The 19108-nt window shown below is 27.8% G+C and carries 23 protein-coding genes; 19 read left to right on the top strand and 4 right to left on the bottom strand.

Going from position 1 to position 19108, the window contains the following annotated elements; translation table 11 throughout:
- The first annotated feature begins 89 nt into the window (after positions 1–89).
- Together L988_RS06115 and L988_RS06110 are read left to right on the top strand one after the other, a co-directional pair.
- The gene (locus tag L988_RS06115) at positions 90–1067 is read left to right on the top strand and encodes an MBL fold metallo-hydrolase (RefSeq protein ID WP_047382588.1); all 978 of its coding nucleotides are present in this window, start codon (positions 90–92) and stop codon (positions 1065–1067) included.
- A gap of 31 nt (positions 1068–1098) precedes the next feature.
- The gene (locus L988_RS06110; protein ID WP_047382587.1) at positions 1099–1560 is read left to right on the top strand and encodes a C-GCAxxG-C-C family (seleno)protein; all 462 of its coding nucleotides are present in this window, start codon (positions 1099–1101) and stop codon (positions 1558–1560) included.
- Between the two features lie 24 nt (positions 1561–1584).
- Here L988_RS06110 and L988_RS06105 read toward each other — a convergent pair whose 3' ends face one another.
- A complete protein-coding gene (locus tag L988_RS06105; RefSeq protein WP_047382586.1) occupies positions 1585–2913 on the bottom strand; it encodes an MATE family efflux transporter in 1329 nt (442 codons plus the stop codon).
- Positions 2914–3015: 102 nt separating this feature from the next.
- On the opposite strand from L988_RS06105, the gene L988_RS06100 reads away from it, so the two are divergent.
- The 9 genes from L988_RS06100 to L988_RS06060 all read left to right on the top strand — a co-directional run bounded on the left by L988_RS06100 (position 3016) and on the right by L988_RS06060 (position 10754).
- Positions 3016–3840 carry a MerR family transcriptional regulator gene (locus L988_RS06100; protein ID WP_047382585.1) on the top strand — a complete coding sequence of 275 codons (825 nt, stop codon included), beginning with the start codon at positions 3016–3018 and terminating at the stop codon, positions 3838–3840.
- A gap of 49 nt (positions 3841–3889) precedes the next feature.
- Positions 3890–4432, top strand: a complete 543-nt coding sequence (locus L988_RS06095) for a tyrosine-type recombinase/integrase (protein ID WP_052191721.1) — start codon at positions 3890–3892, stop codon at positions 4430–4432.
- Positions 4433–4472: 40 nt separating this feature from the next.
- Positions 4473–5201, top strand: coding sequence for a hypothetical protein (locus L988_RS06090; RefSeq protein ID WP_197053947.1), 729 nt, complete (start codon positions 4473–4475; stop codon positions 5199–5201).
- The gene (locus L988_RS06085; protein WP_197053395.1) at positions 5191–5373 is read left to right on the top strand and encodes a DUF1858 domain-containing protein; all 183 of its coding nucleotides are present in this window, start codon (positions 5191–5193) and stop codon (positions 5371–5373) included. The genes L988_RS06090 and L988_RS06085 overlap by 11 nt, the downstream gene beginning before the upstream one ends.
- Positions 5374–5385: 12 nt before the next feature.
- Positions 5386–6021, top strand: coding sequence for a hypothetical protein (locus L988_RS06080; protein WP_047382581.1), 636 nt, complete (start codon positions 5386–5388; stop codon positions 6019–6021).
- Between the two features lie 130 nt (positions 6022–6151).
- Positions 6152–7582: a GGDEF domain-containing protein gene (locus L988_RS13250; protein WP_052191720.1), complete on the top strand. Its 1431-nt coding sequence runs from the start codon at positions 6152–6154 to the stop codon at positions 7580–7582.
- Between the two features lie 159 nt (positions 7583–7741).
- Complete coding sequence (locus L988_RS06070) at positions 7742–8611, top strand: carbohydrate ABC transporter permease (RefSeq protein ID WP_047382579.1); 870 nt, start codon at positions 7742–7744, stop codon at positions 8609–8611.
- A 1-nt stretch (position 8612) separates the two neighbouring features.
- Positions 8613–9416: a carbohydrate ABC transporter permease gene (locus L988_RS06065; RefSeq protein WP_047382577.1), complete on the top strand. Its 804-nt coding sequence runs from the start codon at positions 8613–8615 to the stop codon at positions 9414–9416.
- Positions 9417–9452: 36 nt separating this feature from the next.
- Positions 9453–10754 carry an ABC transporter substrate-binding protein gene (locus L988_RS06060; protein ID WP_047382576.1) on the top strand — a complete coding sequence of 434 codons (1302 nt, stop codon included), beginning with the start codon at positions 9453–9455 and terminating at the stop codon, positions 10752–10754.
- 74 nt (positions 10755–10828) lie between these two features.
- Here L988_RS06060 and L988_RS13245 read toward each other — a convergent pair whose 3' ends face one another.
- Positions 10829–11611 carry a MerR family transcriptional regulator gene (locus L988_RS13245; protein ID WP_052191719.1) on the bottom strand — a complete coding sequence of 261 codons (783 nt, stop codon included), beginning with the start codon at positions 11609–11611 and terminating at the stop codon, positions 10829–10831.
- 74 nt (positions 11612–11685) lie between these two features.
- Here L988_RS13245 and L988_RS06050 point away from each other — a divergent pair, with 74 nt between their 5' ends.
- The 3 genes from L988_RS06050 to L988_RS06045 are packed head-to-tail and all read left to right on the top strand — an operon-like array spanning position 11686 to position 13895.
- On the top strand, positions 11686–13005 hold the full coding sequence (locus tag L988_RS06050) for an MATE family efflux transporter (protein ID WP_047382575.1): 1320 nt from the start codon (positions 11686–11688) through the stop codon (positions 13003–13005).
- Between the two features lie 41 nt (positions 13006–13046).
- Positions 13047–13211: a hypothetical protein gene (locus tag L988_RS13620; protein WP_156110658.1), complete on the top strand. Its 165-nt coding sequence runs from the start codon at positions 13047–13049 to the stop codon at positions 13209–13211.
- Positions 13212–13262: 51 nt separating this feature from the next.
- The gene (locus L988_RS06045) at positions 13263–13895 is read left to right on the top strand and encodes a hypothetical protein (RefSeq protein ID WP_156111932.1); all 633 of its coding nucleotides are present in this window, start codon (positions 13263–13265) and stop codon (positions 13893–13895) included.
- 50 nt (positions 13896–13945) lie between these two features.
- Here the strand turns inward: L988_RS06045 and L988_RS06040 are convergent, their stop codons facing one another.
- Entirely contained in the window at positions 13946–14401 is a 456-nt protein-coding gene (locus L988_RS06040; protein WP_047382570.1) for a D-Ala-D-Ala carboxypeptidase family metallohydrolase, read from the bottom strand.
- A gap of 95 nt (positions 14402–14496) precedes the next feature.
- Complete coding sequence (locus L988_RS06035; protein ID WP_047382568.1) at positions 14497–15150, bottom strand: CatB-related O-acetyltransferase; 654 nt, start codon at positions 15148–15150, stop codon at positions 14497–14499.
- Positions 15151–15275: 125 nt separating this feature from the next.
- On the opposite strand from L988_RS06035, the gene L988_RS06030 reads away from it, so the two are divergent.
- From L988_RS06030 to L988_RS06010, 5 genes are all read left to right on the top strand, one after another.
- On the top strand, positions 15276–15599 hold the full coding sequence (locus L988_RS06030) for a hypothetical protein (RefSeq protein WP_047382567.1): 324 nt from the start codon (positions 15276–15278) through the stop codon (positions 15597–15599).
- A gap of 101 nt (positions 15600–15700) precedes the next feature.
- On the top strand, positions 15701–16060 hold the full coding sequence (locus L988_RS06025) for a hypothetical protein (RefSeq protein ID WP_047382566.1): 360 nt from the start codon (positions 15701–15703) through the stop codon (positions 16058–16060).
- A 109-nt stretch (positions 16061–16169) separates the two neighbouring features.
- Positions 16170–16832, top strand: coding sequence for a response regulator transcription factor (locus L988_RS06020; protein ID WP_047382563.1), 663 nt, complete (start codon positions 16170–16172; stop codon positions 16830–16832).
- A complete protein-coding gene (locus tag L988_RS06015; protein WP_052191718.1) occupies positions 16813–18165 on the top strand; it encodes a cell wall metabolism sensor histidine kinase WalK in 1353 nt (450 codons plus the stop codon). Before L988_RS06020 ends, L988_RS06015 begins: the two co-directional genes overlap by 20 nt.
- 66 nt (positions 18166–18231) lie before the next feature.
- Positions 18232–19047 (top strand): nitroreductase family protein, encoded by an 816-nt coding sequence (locus L988_RS06010; protein ID WP_047382561.1) that lies wholly within the window; start codon positions 18232–18234, stop codon positions 19045–19047.
- Positions 19048–19108 lie beyond the last annotated feature (61 nt).

Here is a 19108-nt window from a genome sequence, read left to right as displayed (position 1 = left end):
AAAAATAATTAAGTTTATAGAATTGTTGAAACATTTATTTTAAATATATGGTAAAATATTTGTGCAGTATAAAAAATTGGAGGGATTAAATGAAAAGGTTATTATCAACAATTTTTCTTATTTCAAGCTTAATAAGTTATGCTGAGGGGTTTGAGCTTGTTACTTTAGGAAGTGACGGTGGAGTATTCGATGGAAATATCTCTGGATACCTTTTAAAAAGTAAAACTGAGGAAAACTTTGTTGCTTTGGATGCGGGAACAGTTTTACCTGGAATAAAAAAAGGGTTAGAGAAAAATAGTTTTAAGAATATTACTATACCAAAAGATACTGAATGGAATGATACAGGATATATTTTTAGAGAAAAAATAAAAGGTTACCTAATCTCTCACGCTCACTTAGACCATATTTCTGGTTTAGTTGTATCGTCAACAGAGGATACTAAAAAAGAGATTTATGGATTAAAAAGTACAATTGATACTTTGAAAAATAATGTGTTCAATTGGCAACTGTGGCCAAATTTTGCTAATGAAGGCGAAGGGTTTAAATTAAATCAATATACTTATAAAGAGTTGTCTCCTTCAGATGAAGTTTCAATAAACGGAACAACTTTAAAAGTTAGAAGCTTCCCTCTTAGTCATAGTAACTACGAATCGACTATGTTTTTAATAGAAAATAATGGAGAATATCTAGCTTATTATGGAGATGTAGGACCAGATAAAGTTGAAAAAAGTAATGGCCTAGATGAAAGCTTTAAAGTTTTAGGACCACTATTAAAAGAGAAGAAATTAAAGGCAATAATGATTGAATCATCTTTTGAAAATTCAAAACAGGATAAAGATTTATTTGGACATTTAACACCTAAGTGGATTGATACAGAGCTGGAAAATTTAGAGAGATATTCTGGTAAAGGAAACTTGAAGGGGTTAAATATAGTTATAACTCATATAAAGCCGAGTTTGAAAAAGAACGAAAATATGAGAGAAAAAATAGAAAAAGAGTTAGTTGATAACAATAGATTCGGAGTTCAATACCATTTCCCAGTTCAAGGGGATTTATTAGAGTTTTAACATCTGTTAAATATAAAAAAGGAGTGAAAAAATGAATAAAGAGATTAGTATTAAAAAAGTTAAACATGATGCAGAGGAAGCTTATAGAGTTGGAGATTTCTTCTGCTCAGAAGCTATTGTAAACTCAGTTAGAGACAATATCGACCCAGATATGCCAGAGGCTTTAATCGCTGCTGCTTCAGGATTCCCGGTGGGAATTGGAAAATCTAAATGTGTTTGTGGAGCTGTAAGTGGTGGAGTAATGGCACTTAGCTATTTCTTCGGAAGAACTAAGGGTGGAGATACAAAAGTTGTTAAAAATTTAGAACTAGCTAACGAGTTACAAGAGGAGTTCAGAAAAAATCACAAAGTATTATGTTGTAAAATATTAACTCATGGAATGGATATGGGAGCAAAGGAACATAAAGATCAATGTGTTGCTTTTACAGGAGAGGTAGCAGAAGTTGCTGCAACAATAATTGCTAGAGAGTTAGGATTAAAAGTAGTTGAGTAATAAAAAATAAAAAAATTGTGGATTTTACGCCACAATTTTTTTATACCCATTTTTAATAAAGAATATAGATGAGACAATTAACATGATAAGTTCATTTACAGGAGCTGATAACCAAATCCCTTTTGTATCTAAAACTCCAGGAAGTAATAGAAGAAGTATATTTATAAAAATAAGACCTCTTAATACACTTAAAATACTTGATATAAAAGCATTTTCAACAGCTGTGAAATATGAACTGATAATTATATTAATCCCCATTAAGATGTATGTAAAACTGTAATAGATTACAGCCTCTTTAGTCAGTAAAAATAGTCTTGGATTATCTTTTATAAAGACACCAACAAGAGTATCTGAGAATAAGTTTACAAGGAAGAAGAAGAAGATTCCTAGTCCAAACACTGTAATAGTTCCGATTTTTAAAATTTTAAGAACTCTTTCTCTATATTGTGCTCCATAGTTGAAACTAATAATAGGTTGTAATCCTTGAGAAAATCCAATCATTGTCATCGTAACTAAGGTTGAGATATAACTTATAACACTGAAAGCTGAAATACCTTCGTTTCCAATGATATTCATAATATTTATATTGAAAGCCATGATAACAACTCCAGTTGCCATCTCTGTTAAAAATTCAGATGAACCATTATATAAAATAGTCATAACAGTTTTGGGATTAAACTTTATAAAACTATATTTTAATTTTTTAGCTCGAAATATCATGTAATAAGCTAACATTAGGGCTGTTGTCATCTGAGCAGTACCCGTTGCAATAGCAGCACCCTTGATTCCCATATCCAGTATAGCTATTAAAAAGTAATCTAAAACAATATTCATAATAGCTCCACCCAATATACAAAGTAAAGAGTAGTTAGGACTACCTTCAATTCTTACAAAACTTTCAAATCCATATGATAACATATAAAAAAGTGTAAAAAATGATAGATAAAATAGATACGTTGTAGCTTCTTCTAAAATAACATCATTAGCTCCTAAAAGTGTAACAACTTTTTCAGGAAAAATTATTCCTATTAAACTAAGAAGGCAACTAAAAACCATAAAAAGTTGTATTGATGTGCTATAAGATTTTAAAGCTTTTTTATCTTCTCCAGCACCAAGTTGAATAGCAATCATAGTTGAACTTCCAACAGCCACCATAATACCAATAGCAAATGAAAAATTGACATAAGGCATAACAATATTTACAGCAGCAAGACTTTTAGCTCCTAAAAATTTTCCTATAAAAATTCCATCAACTATAGTGTATAAAGAGAAGATCCACATGGTCAGAATAGATGGTACTCCATATTTAAAAATAAGTTTGAAAAGATTATCTTTTAATAATTTTTGTTGCATAATATCACCGTCCTATTTTTATATTATAAACTCTAGAATGATTCTAGAGTCAAGTCTTTAAGAAATAAAAAAATTGATGTATAATATATTTGAGGTGATTTTATGAAAAAATATTACTCAATCGGTGAAATAAGCAAAATTTATAATATAAGTGTAGATACACTAAGGCATTATGAAAAAATAAAACTATTAGAACCAGCAATGAAAAAAGAGAGTGGATATAGATATTATACAAATGAGCAAATCTGGAAGTTGAACAATATACGTAATTTAAGAGGATTGGGATTGGGACTTGATGATATAAAAGGTTTTTTAGAAACAAGAAGTGTTAGTTCGACTGAAAAAATACTGAATTCTCAATTAGATATTGTAGAGAGAGAATTAGAAAAATTCAATAAATTAAAAGAGGAGCTTCTAATAAAAAAATCAAATTTAGAATATTTTAAGAATGAAGTTATTTTTGAAGTTCCTGAATTAAAAGAGATACCTAAAAGAAGAGTTATAAAATCTAAAGGACAAGTTAAAGAGGATGGAGATATTGACTTTAAAATTAAATTGTTAAGTATAAAAACGCTTTCAGAAAATGATTTTTTATTTATTGATAATGAATATGGTGGAACATTGAGTAAAGAGAATTTTTTTAATGGAAACTATAATGTTTACGAAGAAACATTTGTTATAAATAATGAAGGAACAGAAGATGGAGAAGAGATTGGAAGTGGACTTTATGTTACAGTTTTTTATAAGGGATATTATTCGGAAAGTTATAAGTATTATGAAAAAGTAAAAAAATTTATTGAGAAGAGAAATTTAATTATAAAAGGAGATATATTTGAGATTTTTCATGTTGATATTCATAGCACTGAAAATGTAGAGGAATATATAACTGAAATCCAGGTACCTGTAGAAAATAGAGTTATTAAATAGTTTCGTAAAAATATTATAAATGTTATAATTAAAAAAGGGTGATGATTATATGGGAAAAATGACGAAAGCAATAAGTAAAGATGAAATTGACCTAATTTTAGGCTCGGAAAAAATAAAACAAGATGTAAGAAATGCCCTTTTAGTTGAACTTAATACAGGGCTTAGAATTCAAGATATAGCTAGATTAAAATATAGTGATATACAGTTTGGAAAATTGGAAATAATTGAAAAAAAGACAAAAAAACCACAAATAACAAGGATAAATATGGAGTTAGTAGAATATCTTTTTAAGAATAGAACAAGAGATGATAATTATATATTTGCTTCAGAAGAAAAAGAAGTTAAAGCATTTGTTAGAAAGGTTCAAGATCAGATATTGAAAGCTTGTGATCACGAGAATATAGATAGTACATTTATAAGCACACATAGTTTTAGAAAATCATTTGCAACATTAGCATACAATGAAACAAAGGATATTATGTTTGTTCAACAGTTACTAAATCATTCAAGTGTTTCTGTTACACAAAAATATATAAGAGTCAATAAAGAGAAAGCTGATGACTATAGAGGAAAGCAAAGATTAGGTTTTTAATTTTTCAGAATGTAACCTATGTTACTGATTTTTTTTTGAAATGATTATATTATGTATTCAGGATGGTGATTTGAAGATGAGTATTCATGGAGGAAATCTACAAAAGATAAAAGATGGAAAAAGAACTTATGGAATAACTCCTCATATACCTGGAGGATTTATTACGCCAGATAAACTGATAAAAATAGCTGAAGTAGCTAAAAAATATAAAGGTGTTTTAAAAATTACATCGGGTCAAAGAGTTTTAATAACTAATTTAAAAGAGGAAGATTTAGGTGCCATTTGGGATGAATTAGGAATGGAGCCAGCTGTAAGAACTCAAAACTCTGTAAAAAATGTTGAGATATGTCCAGCTAACTATTGCAAAAGATCAAAGTATCCAACGATTGGGATAGGAATGAAAATAAGCAATAATTTCCATGGAATGGAACTTCCGTGTAGAACTAAAATAGCTGTTGTAGGATGTAGAAACGCTTGTACTGGAGCTTATTCAAAAGATATTGGTGTTATTGTGGATACAGATGGAAAATTTTTTATAACAGTTGGAGGAAGCGCAGGATTTAATCCTCGTAGTGCTGATATTCTAATTAGAGATTTATCAGAATCCGAGGCTTATACGGCTGTGGAAATAACTTTGAACTACTACAATGAAAATGCAACTATGGGAGAAAAGTTGGGGCATTTTATAGATAGAATTGGTATTGAACTGTTTAGAACAGATATTATAAAATTATTAGAAATAAAAGGAGAAGATAAAGATGATAACTAAAGATACAATAATAGCAGAGATAATAGAAACTAACCCAAAGGCAGTAGAGATTTTAATGGGATATGGAATGGGATGTATTGGATGTCCCTCAGCTCAAATGGAGAGATTAGAACAAGCTTGTGAGATTCACGGATTAGATTTAAATGAAGTTTTAGAAAGATTAAATGCATAAAAGGAGAGACTGATGAGTTTATATTTAGGAAAAATACATTATTGGCTTTTTAATAAGATATTATGGTTTGAAAATTTAGAGGAAAGTATAGTAAAATTCATAGTGGATAGAGGATTAGATGTTTCAGTTGTAAACGAAGAGATAGAAGAAAAGTATGGAAAAAAATTAGAGAATAAAAATTTAGAAGAGATTATAGACATAAATAATATTCATGGATGGTTACAAGGAAGAATTCACTCTTCAGAGGGAAGAATGGCAGCATGGATTAATTTTATATTAAAAAATGATGAGAATGGAATAGAGCATTTAAAGAAAATTTTTGAAGAACAAGCTATTTTAGCAGCTGAAGAGGTAAAAAAAGAGAGAAAGCCTGCTGTAGCTTCTGATATTTATAATTGCATGAATAACTATATTTTAGATGGAATGCCGTGTGATAGAGTAAATGTTATATCTGTTTCTGAAGATAATTTGGTTCAATGGGAAAGAAGAGTTTGTGTTCATAAAGATGTTTGGGCAAAAGAGAGTATTGATGTAAAAGTTTTTTATGATTTAAGAGATTTTTGGATAAAAACTTTTGTAGAAACTTTAAATTCAGAATTTGAATACATAAAGGAAACTGATGAGAAATTTAAAATTGTTATAAAATAAGATGTGGCTATCTCAAATCTTTGAGATAGTTTTTTTTTAGACTAACTTGCAATTATAACAAGTGTTATTAAAAGAAATTAAAATTTCATTGGTATATAGGTTTTACATAATTATGAAAGGGGAAATGATTATGAAAAATAAAAAATATTATATAGGAGCAGTTATAGGGATAATAAGTTTATTTTTTTATTTAGTTTTGATGAGATATTCATTTAAAAATAAACTACCTTTAATGGAATATAAAGAAAATAATAACTACTTAGAAACCTTGATTGTAGTTACAGATGTGGATTTTGAACCATATTCGTTTATTGATAATAAAAATAAAGTTGTAGGATTTGATGTTGAACTGATATATTCACTAGGAGAGATTTTAAAAAAAAATATAGATTTAAGATTACTTCCTTGGAGTGAGTGTATTAAAGCTATAGAAAAAAATGAAGCAGATTTAATTTTAGGGGTTGTTACAGGCTCAAAGTATACTCAAAATATTTATTCTTCTATTCCTGTAAGTAAAGATTCCTTTGTTTTATTTGGAACGAAAAAGTATTCTAATTTTGATGAACTCTATGATAAAAAGATAGCGTATTTAAAAGGAAGTGATAGCAAAAATCTTTTTTTGAAACCTTATAAATTAGATAAAAAAGCTAAAGGGTATAATAGTTATGGAGAAGCTTTTAAATCTATAAAAAGTGGAGAAAATGATTTTATTTTGGCTACATATTCTGTAGGGCGTCGTTTAGGTAAAAAATATGGAGATATAAATGCAGTTGGTCAGATTTTAGTAAATAAGATGTTTTCAATAGGAGTTTCAGAAAATAATAAATATTTAATAGAGGAGTTGGATAAAGCAATAATCCAAAGACAAAGAGATGGAACAATTGAGAAGCTTACATCTAAATGGTTAAAGCGATATATTGAAGTTATTAGTTTTAAAGATTTTTTACTTCAACACTCGATGGTTTTAGTAATTTTTATTGCTATTATTCTTTTGAGTATAATTTTTGTAGGAATTTATATATATAAAAAAGAAATTTCTCTTTCTCAAGAAAGAGAATATGCTCTCTTAGAGTATGTTGCTCGAGATTCATTGACAAAAGTATATAATAGAAAATCTGGTGAACAGATGATAAAACAGATTATAGATGAAAGTACATTGAGCTCATATCATGCTTTTATTATGATAGATATTGATAATTTTAAAAATATTAATGAAACATTGGGTCATGATGGTGGAGATGAGGTTTTGGTTCAAATAGCAAAAATATTGAAGAAAGCTTTTAATGATTTTGATATAGTTATTAGAATGGGAGGAGATGAATTTAGTATTTTTGCTGTAGATTATAAGGATATCAATTCAATTGAAAAAAAATTGAAGAAATTATTTGAAATATTGAAAGAGGGGATAGTTATAAAAAATAAGGCTGTTACAATAACATTATCTATAGGAGTAGCTTTATATCCTAAAAGTGGAATAGAATTTCAAGAATTATATGAGAATGCAGACAAAATACTTTATGAAGTTAAAAATAGTGGAAAGAATAACTATAAAATTTTATAAAAAAATTGTAGAACCAGGAAATGGTTCTATTTTTTTATTTTTTACAAAATATTAGAGAAAAAAGTGAAAATAGGAACTTATAAAATTCTTACACAACTTTTACATAAAATTTATAAAGGATTAACATGGATAGTATAAAGTAATAGTTGAGGAGGGATTATGAAAAAAGAACAAAAATTAACAGGAGTTTTATTTTCAATGCCATCATTGCTAATATTATTGACATTTTATATCTATCCGCTATTGAAGACGGTTATGTATTCATTGTCTTTCACTGATTCAAAAGGACAGATAGTAGGATTTGCAGGGATTGAAAATTTCTATGAATTATTTACAGATGCTTCGTTTTATGAAAGTATTTTAGCAACATTAAAATTTTCACTAATAACAGTGACTTTTAGTATGATTATATCACTATTTTTAGCGATAATATGTAATGAAAAATTAAAGGGAATAAAACTATTTAGGGTTATTTTCTCATCAAGTATGGGAGTTTCAGTTTCAGCTAGTTCAAGTATAGTTTTATTTTTATTTCATCCGAGTGTAGGATTGATAAATGATATTTTAAAATTCTTTGGAATTTTACCAATAAACTGGTTTACAAGTTCAACATACGCAATTTGGGCAATTTCGTTTGCAACAATCTGGATGAATATAGGTTTCGGATTCTTAGTTTTAACAGCAGGATTACAAAATATAAGTCAAGAGATTGATGAAAGTTGTGAAGTAGATGGGGTTGATTATTTCTCGAAACTATTTAGAGTAACAATACCACTACTGAGTCCAAGTTTATTCTACTTGTTGATTACAACAACTTTAAAATCATTCCAAAGTTTCGGTCAAGTAGATATATTAACAGGTGGAGGACCATCAAATTCAACAAACTTTATAGTATATAGTATTTATAAAACAGCGTTTAGTAACTATAGATTTGATTATGCTAGTGCTCAGGGATTATTCCTACTTCTATTGATTACAATAATAATGATTGTTAAATTTAAACTAGAAAGGAAGGTGCACTATCAGTAAAATGAAAAAGAAAATATTTTATGGATTACTTATTTTGTCTGGAATTTTAGTTTTCTTTCCAATAATATATGCTTTAATCTCTAGTTTTATGTCAACGAAGGATATTATAAGTGGAAAGTTATTACCAAGTGAAGTAAAGCTAACAAACTATAAAGAGTTATTACAGAATGTGCCAATACTTCAGTTTTTCATGAACAGCTTAATAACATCAATAGTTGCCATGATTATTCAAATAATAATTTGTAGTATGACAGCTTATGCTCTTGTATTTGTGGAGTTTAAGGAGAAAAAAATTATATTTTTACTTGTGATGTGTTCAATATTTATTCCTTGGGAATCGATATTTATTCCAAACTACTTTACAATTTTAAAAATGAGATTATTAAATACAAAGTTAGGAATAATATTACCGTTTTTAGCAAATGGACTTGGAATATTTTTAATGGTACAACAATTTAAAACACTTAATAAATCGCTAATTGAGGCAGCCAAAATAGATGGTTGTAGCCATGGATTTATATATTTAAAAATAGTTTTACCACTATCAAAAGGGATATTAAGTACTTGGGGAATCTATTCATTCTTAAACGTTTGGAATATGTATTTATGGCCGTTGATGATTTCAACTAGACCGGAATCTAGAACAATTCAAATTGGTTTAAAGATGATAAAAGCAGAAGAGGGAACAAACTTTGGAATTTTAATGGCTGCAGTAGTTATTGTTATTATTCCCTCATTAATCGTTCTATTTATAGGGCAAAGTCAACTTCAAAAAGGGATGACTTCTGGAGCAGTAAAAGAGTAATTAAGAATTGAAACTTTAAAATAAACGGGAGGAAAAATGAATTTAAAAAAATTGGCACTATTTGGATTGGGATTAACTTTATCAACGACACTTTTAGGAAAAGAAAAAGTAGTATTTTGGCACTCGATGAGTGGAGGGCTTCAGACTAGTTTGAATAAAATCGTTGCAGATTACAATAAATCTCAAGGGGATGTAGAGATTGAAGCAATTTATCAAGGATCTTATGAGGAAACAATTGGAAAATTTAAGGCAATATCAGGAACGAAAGATGCACCTACTCTTATTCAAATGAATGATATTTCAACATCATTCATGTATAATAGTGGAGCTATAACTCCAATGCAAAACTTTATAGAAGCAGATAAGTTTGATGTTAATCAGTTAGAGGATGCACTTTTAAATTATTATAGAATAGATGGAAAGTTATACTCTATGCCATTTAACTCATCAACAGCGATAATGATATATAATAAAGATGCTTTTAGAGAAGCTGGATTAGATCCAAATACTCCTCCAAAAAGTTATGCTGAGTTTGCAGAGTATTCAAAGAAATTAGTTAAAAAGAATAGCAGTGGTTCTATTGATAGATACGGTTCAGCAGTACTTATGTATGGATGGTTTATTGAGCAGTTCTTAGCTAATGATGGAGTGACATATGTAGATAAAAATAATGGTAGAACTGGAGAGACTCCAACATCTGTAACATATAAAAAGGATTTACCAAAAATTTTAGAGTTTTTAAGAGGTATGTATAAAGATGGTTCTGCAACATCATACGGAAGAGATTGGGATTCTATAAGAACAGCTTTCTCATCTGGAAAAGTAGCTATGTATTTTGATTCGTCTGCTGGAATTAAAGGAGTTATAAATAACTCTAACTTTGAAGTTGGTACAGGATTTGTTTTAAACGAAAGCGGAAACTTCAATGGAAGTGTTGTTGGAGGAGCATCTCTTTGGATAACAAACTCATCAGCTGATTCAACTCAAAAAGCAGCTTGGGACTTTATTAAATACGCTACATCAAAAGATGTTCAATCTTACTGGTCAATTAATACAGGTTATTATCCAGTGAACAAAGCTTCTTACGATACAGCAGAGATGAAACAAAATATGGAACAATATCCACAATTTGGAACTGCTGTTGCTGAAATAAAAGAAACTAAGCCATCTTACTCAACTCAAGGAGCTATTATAGGAGTATTCCCAGAGCTTAGAGATAAAATGGTTGAAGCAATGGAAGCAAACTATGAAGGAAAAACTTCTGTAGAGAAAATTGTTGAAAAGCATGTAGCTGATTCAGATAGAATAATTCAAAGATACAATAGAATTAACAAATAACTTTATATTATTAATACCTTTTACTATAAAAAACTCCTCGTTAGGATAGTTAGCTTATCCACGCGAGGAGTTTTTTACAAATCTATTGGAGAGAAAATACTTACGAGTGATCTCTCTTTATTTTTACTATCTAGCTTTGAGACATAGGCTATTTCGAGATATTCACTTCTAGTTTGAAGATTATTTTCGATACTAAAATCTTCAATTTTCTCAAAGAAATCCTTAGTATGGAAAGCTGCACTTTCAGTATAAAATGAGACTCCACGAGCTGAATATTTTATTTCGCTTTTAATAGAATACGAAGCTATTATAAGCTCGGTATAGATTTCAGGAGAGTCTTTATTCGTTTTTAAAACAATAAATGTGTCACTGATGTTATGAGGAGATTTAAAACTTTTCAAAACTTTTCTTATATGAGTTTCAATATCAGCAATATTTTTCATTTCACCTTTAGAGCTACCTAAAATATAAAAGCTTATATCTTCTAAATCAGGAGATTTATCTAACTTAAAAATAGCGTGTTCTAAATTATTTTCTAACTCTTCTAAGTTGTTTTTCAGATTTTGTAACTTTTCAATTTGTAATTGAACCATATATTTTTGAAAAATTATTGATTCTAAAATATTTTCTAAGCTATTCTCTTCGTATAAAAGACATTTTATCTTATCTAAAGAGAAGCCAAGGGCCTTACATCTTTTAATGAAATCTATTTGTAAAAATTGATCTATAGAATAGAATCTGTATTTTGTATTTTCATCTATATATGAAGGCTTTAAAAGTCCCTCTTTATCATAATGACGTAATGTTTGAATAGTTACATTATTTAATTTTGCTGTTTCACCAATTGAAAAAATCATTTTTCCTCCAAATATATTTTGACTCTATTGTTACAATAGAGTATACACTAAAGAGTATTAAAGGAGGAAGTAAAATGTTTAAAGAATTTATTAAGTACGCAGTACCTTCGGTATTTGCAATGTTTATTTCATCAATGTATGTAATAGTTGATGGTATTTTTGTTGGGCAAGGAGTTGGTGCTTTAGCATTAGGAGCAGTAAATTTAGTTATGCCAATTTCTATTTTATTTTTTGGGATAGCTTCGATGTTTGCAGTTGGTGGTGGAACTCTTATATCTGAAAGTTTTGGAAATGGTAATATAAAAAAAGGTATCAGTATATTTAGAGAGATACTATTATTTTTATTAATTTTAAGTTTAATTTTAAGTTTTACATTTTTTATATTTTCAAAACAAATAATAATGTTTTTAGGTGCAAGTGATACAATATTAGAACTTGGAAATACCTATTTAAAATATTATGTAGCCTTCTGTATTCCAAATATAATTGGAATATCTTTGAGTAGCTTTATAAGAAATGATGGGAACCCAAAGTTAGCTATGACAGCTACAGTTTCAGGAGCTTGTTTAAATATAGCTTTAGATTATATATTTATATTTATTTTTAAATGGGGAATAAAAGGAGCAGCTATAGCAACTGGATTAGGACAAATTTTAACGGTTTTAGTTATACTTTTACATTTTTTATTTAAAAAAGGTCATCTTTCTTTTGGTAAAAGCAGAATATATAAAGAGAATATTTTTAGTTTTATAAGAATAGGATTTCCATCATTTTTTATGGAGATTACATTTTCAATTATAATATTTTGTATGAATCTAGCTATTTTAAAAATTGGAAATGAAAATCAAATGGCATCGTTTGGAATTATAAATTATTTAACAACAATAGTTTATATGTTACTATTAGGATTATCGTTTGGAGTTCAACCATTATTTAGTTTTAATCACGGAGCTAAAAATCATGAAAAAGTTTCTAAATTTTACAAATTTACAATGATGGCAGCATTTAGCATAAATTTATTTTATTTTATTATTTTATATGTTTGGGGAAATAAAATTATTGGATTCTTTACAAATGATATATTTATTATAAACGAAACATATATAGGGCTGACTATTTTTAATCTTGCATTTTTTGTTATAGGAGTTAATGTTATTCAATCAGGATACTATCAAGCTATAAATACCCCTGAAAAATCCAATATTATATCTATATTTAGATCAATAGTATTTTTTCCGATAGTGCTATTTATTAGTTCTAAAAGTTTAGGATTAAAAGGTGTTTGGTTGAGCACTTTATTCTCAGAGATTTTATGTCTTGTAGCTTGGAACTTATTATTAAGAAAAGATTTGAAAATTTATCTAAAAAAGGTCTTCCTTTTTTCTACAAATTAGTATAAAATATAGATGTAGAATTTATTTGGGAGGGATATATTTTGAAAATTTTAAACCAAAATACACACTTAAAAGAGCATGAGTTATGTGAAAAAATAGCAAACGAGTTACTACCTAAACTAGCAAAGTTAGATTTTGAATTGAAATCTATAAAGTTCGAGAAATCTAGCGACAACTTATTGAAGTTAAAAATAATAAAGGCTTAATATATGATATATATATTAGTTTTAACTATTGGAATAGTGCTATTTTTTTATATGAAAAGTTCTAAAAAATCTAAATATATCAGTAAAGTAAAAGTTAGGAGTTCTAGTGAGAGAAAGCTACATCAACCTAAGCCTATAGCGAAGAAAACTATTATAACTTCAAAAAAAATTGATTCAGAAATAGAGAAGATATCAAAAGATTATAAAAAAATTATTTTTTATACAATTGATACAACATCTAGTTTTTTAGAAGAATCAAATATTACAGCAATAAAAATGGGATTCAATTTAAAAACAGGTGAATTTATTCGATTAGAGGATTTTCATGATGGTAAAAAAGAGGCTTTTAAAATTTTTTCAAATGATGTAGAGCATTTCGTTTCGCATAATATAAAACTTAGTGAAAATATATTAAATTTGAATCAGAGGATACAATTTTGTACAATGATTACAAATATAAATATTGTTGAGATAAAAAACTCGAATGGAAGAAATCGATGGCCTAAATTACTTGAGGTTTCAAAATACTATGGAATAAAATCAAATAATGATTTGGTTTTAAATAATCTTAATATAACAAAATTAACAATCCAAGTTTTTCAAAAAATGTTGAAACACCCAAAGGGTTCGATTTATGTTAGAGATTTTATTTTTAATAACAAGTCTTATAAAACAGAGGTATAAAAGAATTTTAAAAACCGTGAATCTCATCACGGTTTTTTTATAGAAAGTATTTATTTTAAAATATATTGATTTCTTTCTTTTGCAACATCTTTATTGAAACTAATATGAACTCTATTTTGCTTAGAATAATATATCAATTGATCATAACTTATATTGGCTTTATCTAGTTTAGATTTTATAGTTTTAGCACTGCCATTGATTTTAAAATCAATAGCTAGACCATCTTTGTGTTGAGAATTTTTAACTCCTCTAACTTTTTTATTTAATAAGTCACCTCTATACCAGCTTGTTACATATATATCTTTCTTTAAAATCTCTTTAACTTTATCGAGTCTTTTAGCTGCGTAGATAATATTCGTATTACTTTTGGGTAAATTATTTATTTTATATCTTTTTGCTGTAGCACTTTTAGTTGCATCTTTTAATTTAAAATATTTTGAGATTTGTAGATTCTCTTTTCCGTATAAAGATACAGAAAATAATATGCTTAATAATAAAAATTTCATAAATAATTGCGTTCTCCTATATATAGTTACAGTATAAATATACCCATACACCCTATATTTATACTGTGTTTAAATCAATTTGTCAATTTTTTTATTTAACTTTTGGAAAATAAAAATAAATCGTTAATATTTTCACTGTTAATAAAAGGTAAAGCCTCATTAATTTTAATAATATCCCAATTCCACCATTTTATTTCTAAAAGTTTAGTAATATCATCATCTGAAAATCTTTTCTTTATAATTTTGGCAGGATTTCCACCCACAATTGAATATGGTGGAACATTTTTAGTAACTACAGATTTAGCAGCAATGACAGCACCGTCAGCGATTTGAACTCCGGGCATTATAAGGGCTTCACTTCCAATCCAGACATCATTGCCTATAACGGTATCTCCTTTTTTCTTAAATCCATTTTTAGCATTTGGAAAAATTTTAGGATTGAATGGAAAAGTTGATATCCACGAATAATTATGACCTTGATTTCCAGCTAACATAAAAATAGCTCCTGATCCTATAGAACAAAATTTTCCTATAATTAATTTATCAAATTCAAATTTCTCTCCAAAAATTTCTTTATAATTTTTAGTACTATTATCACCTAATAAGTAACGGACACAAAATTCATCGAAAGGTTTTTCGTGATAGTATCCAGAGTAATAAGAAAAATCGCCAACAGATATATTCGGATTTTTTATATGTGATTTTAGTTCAACTCCCTCTAACCAACTTTCAAAAATTTGTTTTTTCAATTTAATAGCTCCTTTAAAAATTCGTTTCAAATTATTATACAATTTTTGACACAAATTAGAAACATAAAGTTGTTAATATGTTTGAGAGAGAAAAATGGAAAAATTATTATTGGAGGATTAAAAATATGAAAAAAATAGTTTTATTAGGAATGATTATTTTAAATATAACATCTATTTTAGCTTCAGTAGAGATTAGTTTAAATGAGTTTGATTTATATTTAAAACCCGAGCAAAAGATAGCTTATGAATATATATTTGATACAAATGAAAAATTATTAGATAGTTATAAAATAGAACTGAGAAATTTAAAAAATTCAACTAGAGATTATAATAAAAAATTGAAATTTTTAAATTCTAAAATTCAAGAGTTAGAAAAAAATAGAGATTCAGAGATTCAAAAGTTAAAATTAGATATAAAAAATAATCCACAGAGATATCAAAAAATTTAAAAAATAAAAATGCAATTGAAACAATTCTGTAACAAACTTTTGTTAATATAGATGTATAAAGAACAGAGAAAAAATAAAAAATAGATAAGGGAGTGATTTTAATGAAAAAATTATTATTTGTAGGAATGTTAGCTTTATCAGCGGTATCTTTTGCTAAAGGACATGGAAATATGGGTGGAATGAATCATGGAAATGGTGGAATGATGAATGAATCAATGAGCTGTGGAATGATGAGTGGTGGACACAATGGAAACCATATGGGAATGAATATGTCTCCTGAGTTAAGAAAAGAGATGCAAGGTGATATGATAAAAATTCAAGAGAAAAGATTAGAAATAAGCAAAATTATGAATACATCGAATCCAGATATGAAAAAAGTTGAAGTTTTAAATGGAGAGATAGCAAATATCAAAGCTGCTCATATGACTAAAATGCAACAAAATATGATGAAAACAAATTAGTCTAATAGTTGAGATAAATAATATAGAAGCAATAAAAAGGCGGGGCGAACTCGTCTTTTTGTTGTATAATATATTGACGAAAAGAGATAGCAAATAGGGAGTGAAATTGATGAAAAGAAAGATACTTATTATAGAGGATGAAGAGAGTTTAGCAAATATAATTGGAAAAACTTTAATTAAAGAGAGATTTGAGATAAAGATAGTAACTAGAGGAGATGAGGCTTTAGAGGAGTTTTACTCTTTTTCACCATCACTAGTTCTTTTAGATATAAATTTACCTAAAAAAAATGGTTGGGAGATATGCAAAGAGATAAGACAGTTTTCAAAGATTCCAATAATTATAATGACAGCTCGTGATACAGAGTTAGATGAGATACATGGCTTAGAACTTGGAGCAGACGACTATATTACGAAACCCATAAGTACAAAGATAATTTTATTAAAAATAAAGAAACTTTTAAAAATGGAAAGTGATGAATTTTTCTATTTAGATGGATTAACTTTTGATTACAATAGATTTAAAGTTATTATAGATGGAGAAACGGAGATAATTTTAAGTAAAAGAGAAGCCTTACTTTTAGAATATTTTTTTAGAAATGAAAATATAATTTTAGGAAGAGAGACTTTATTAAACGAAGTTTGGGGATTTGAATTTAGTGGAGAGGAAAGAGCTGTTGATACTCTTGTGACTCGTCTTCGAAAAAAACTTGGAATCTATGGTGATTACATAAAATCAATAAGAGGAGTTGGATATGTTTTCAATCAAAATTAAAATGAATCTATTTCGAAAGATATTTGGATTTTCAATTTTTATAATACTTACAACTCTTTTGACAAATTATTTTTTTAATGCTATTTTCTTAGAAAAATTTTATACATATAGAAAAAAAGAGATGATGATGAGAGTTATAGAAACAGGTAAATATATATATGAAACTCAATCAGAGGATAACTATGAAAATTATGTTTATGATGTAAAAGAAGCGATGGGAATAGATATAGAGATTAAATCTCTGAAAAAAACTCACATGATGGGAAGCCATATGATGAGGCGAACTACAACTATTAATGAAGCAGTTTACAATAAATTTCAAATCCAAGAGTTTTTAGGAAATGACGCCAAAGTTTTGTATTATGCTGAGAAAATATCAGAAGAAAAACAGATGATTGTAAGAACATCTCTTTCGGTAATTCAATCTCACAGTCATGAGAGTAATATATTTAATATAGTTACAGCTTTAATAGCATCGTTGATCTCTTTGATTGCAGGAGTTATTTTTTCAAAGAGAATAACAAAAGATATAAGTTATTTAAAGGAGAAAGCTGATAAGATTTCAAAATTAGAATTCCCAGAAAATATAAGTATACCTAGAGAGGATGAAATTGGAGACTTAAGTAGAAATTTAGAGAAGATGTCAAATGAACTTTCAACTTCTATAAATAATTTGAAATCTTTTGTATCGAATGCTTCTCATGAATTAAGAACTCCAATATCAGTTATTTGTGCTCATGCCACAGCTCTTTTAGAAGAGGAGAATTTAGATATAAAAGAGAAAAGACGATACCACGAAATTATTTTAAAGGTTGGAAATGAGATGAAGGATTTGACAGAGAACCTGTTAACTCTTTCGAAGCTAGATAGCAGTGTTTTCAAAGTAAAAAAAGAAAAATTGGATTTAAATGAAATTTTAAATGACGCTTTAGAAAAATATGACATAATAGAACTTGAAAAAGATATAGAGATAAATGTTTCTGTTAAAACAAGCAATATCTTAGGTGATTCAAGACTATTAAAATTGATTTTTAACAACTTAATTCAGAATGCTTTAAAATATAGTAAAGTTGGAGGAAAGATAGAAATTTTTGAAAAAGGTGAGTTTTTATATATCGAGAATAGCTTTGATGGAACAATTGAGATTGATAAAAAAAATTTATTTCAACCTTTTGCAAGAGGTAAAAATGCAGAGGAGTTCAAGTTTGATGGTATGGGATTGGGATTATCGATCGTTCAAAAGGCTTCTGATTTAGGAGATATTGAATATGATATAGTTATTGATAGGGAGATGTTTATAGTAAAACTGAAGATATTTAATGAAAAAAATTAATATAACTATTGGGAGAATGGTATATAATATAGTGAGTAAATAAATTTTTATTTGGAGGATGATTTTATGTTTAAGGTTAATACTGAAAAATGTATCGGATGTGAGCTGTGTACTAAGGATTGTTTTGTAAAAGATATCGAGATGGTGGAGGGAAAAGCTGAAATAAAAAATGTAAGATGTTTTAAATGTGGTCACTGCATAGCTGTTTGCCCTGTGGCAGCAATTTCTACAGATGAGTATGATATGAATGATGTAGTTGAGTATGATAAAGATAGTTTTACAATAGACCCAGATAATCTTTTAAACTTTATAAGATTTGAAAGAACAATTAGACATTTTAAAAATCAGGATCTAGAAAATGAAAAGATATTAAAAATAATAGAAGCTGGAAGATTTACTCAAACAGCAAGTAATGCACAAAATGTAAACTATGTTGTGGTGAAAGATAGTATTCAAGATGTTAGAAGAATTACTTTAGAAACTCTTAAAGCTATGGGGCATTATATTTTAGAAAATTCAACAAATCCTTTATATAAAAGATATGCGGCTATGTGGATAAAGATGCATGATGATTTTATTACAAATCCTGATGGAGAGGACAATTTATTCTTTAAAGCACCAGTGCTTATTATGGTTACATCAGAACATGCTCTTAATGCAGGATTGGCTTCTGCAAATATGAAACTTATGATAGATGCGTTGGGTCTAGGAACTGTATTTAGTGGTTTCTTAGTGAGAGCAGCAGAGGAAAATCCAGCAATAAAAGAGTTTTTAGGGATAGAAAAATCTCAGAACCTTGTGGCGTGCATGGTAGTGGGTTATCCAAATGTAAAGTATAGAAGAACTACTCCAAGAAAAAAACCAAATATAATTTGGAAATAGAGGGGTCTAATTAAATATTTGTGTAAACCTTCAAGTTGGGGTAATATTAAATTATCTAACT

Origin of the sequence: Cetobacterium sp. ZWU0022 (genome assembly GCF_000800875.1) — a bacterium.
In the GTDB taxonomy this organism is placed as follows: Bacteria; Fusobacteriota; Fusobacteriia; order Fusobacteriales; family Fusobacteriaceae; genus Cetobacterium_A.
The sequence above is the reverse complement of the archived record's forward strand: the minus strand, read 5'-3'. Positions and strand labels throughout refer to the sequence as shown.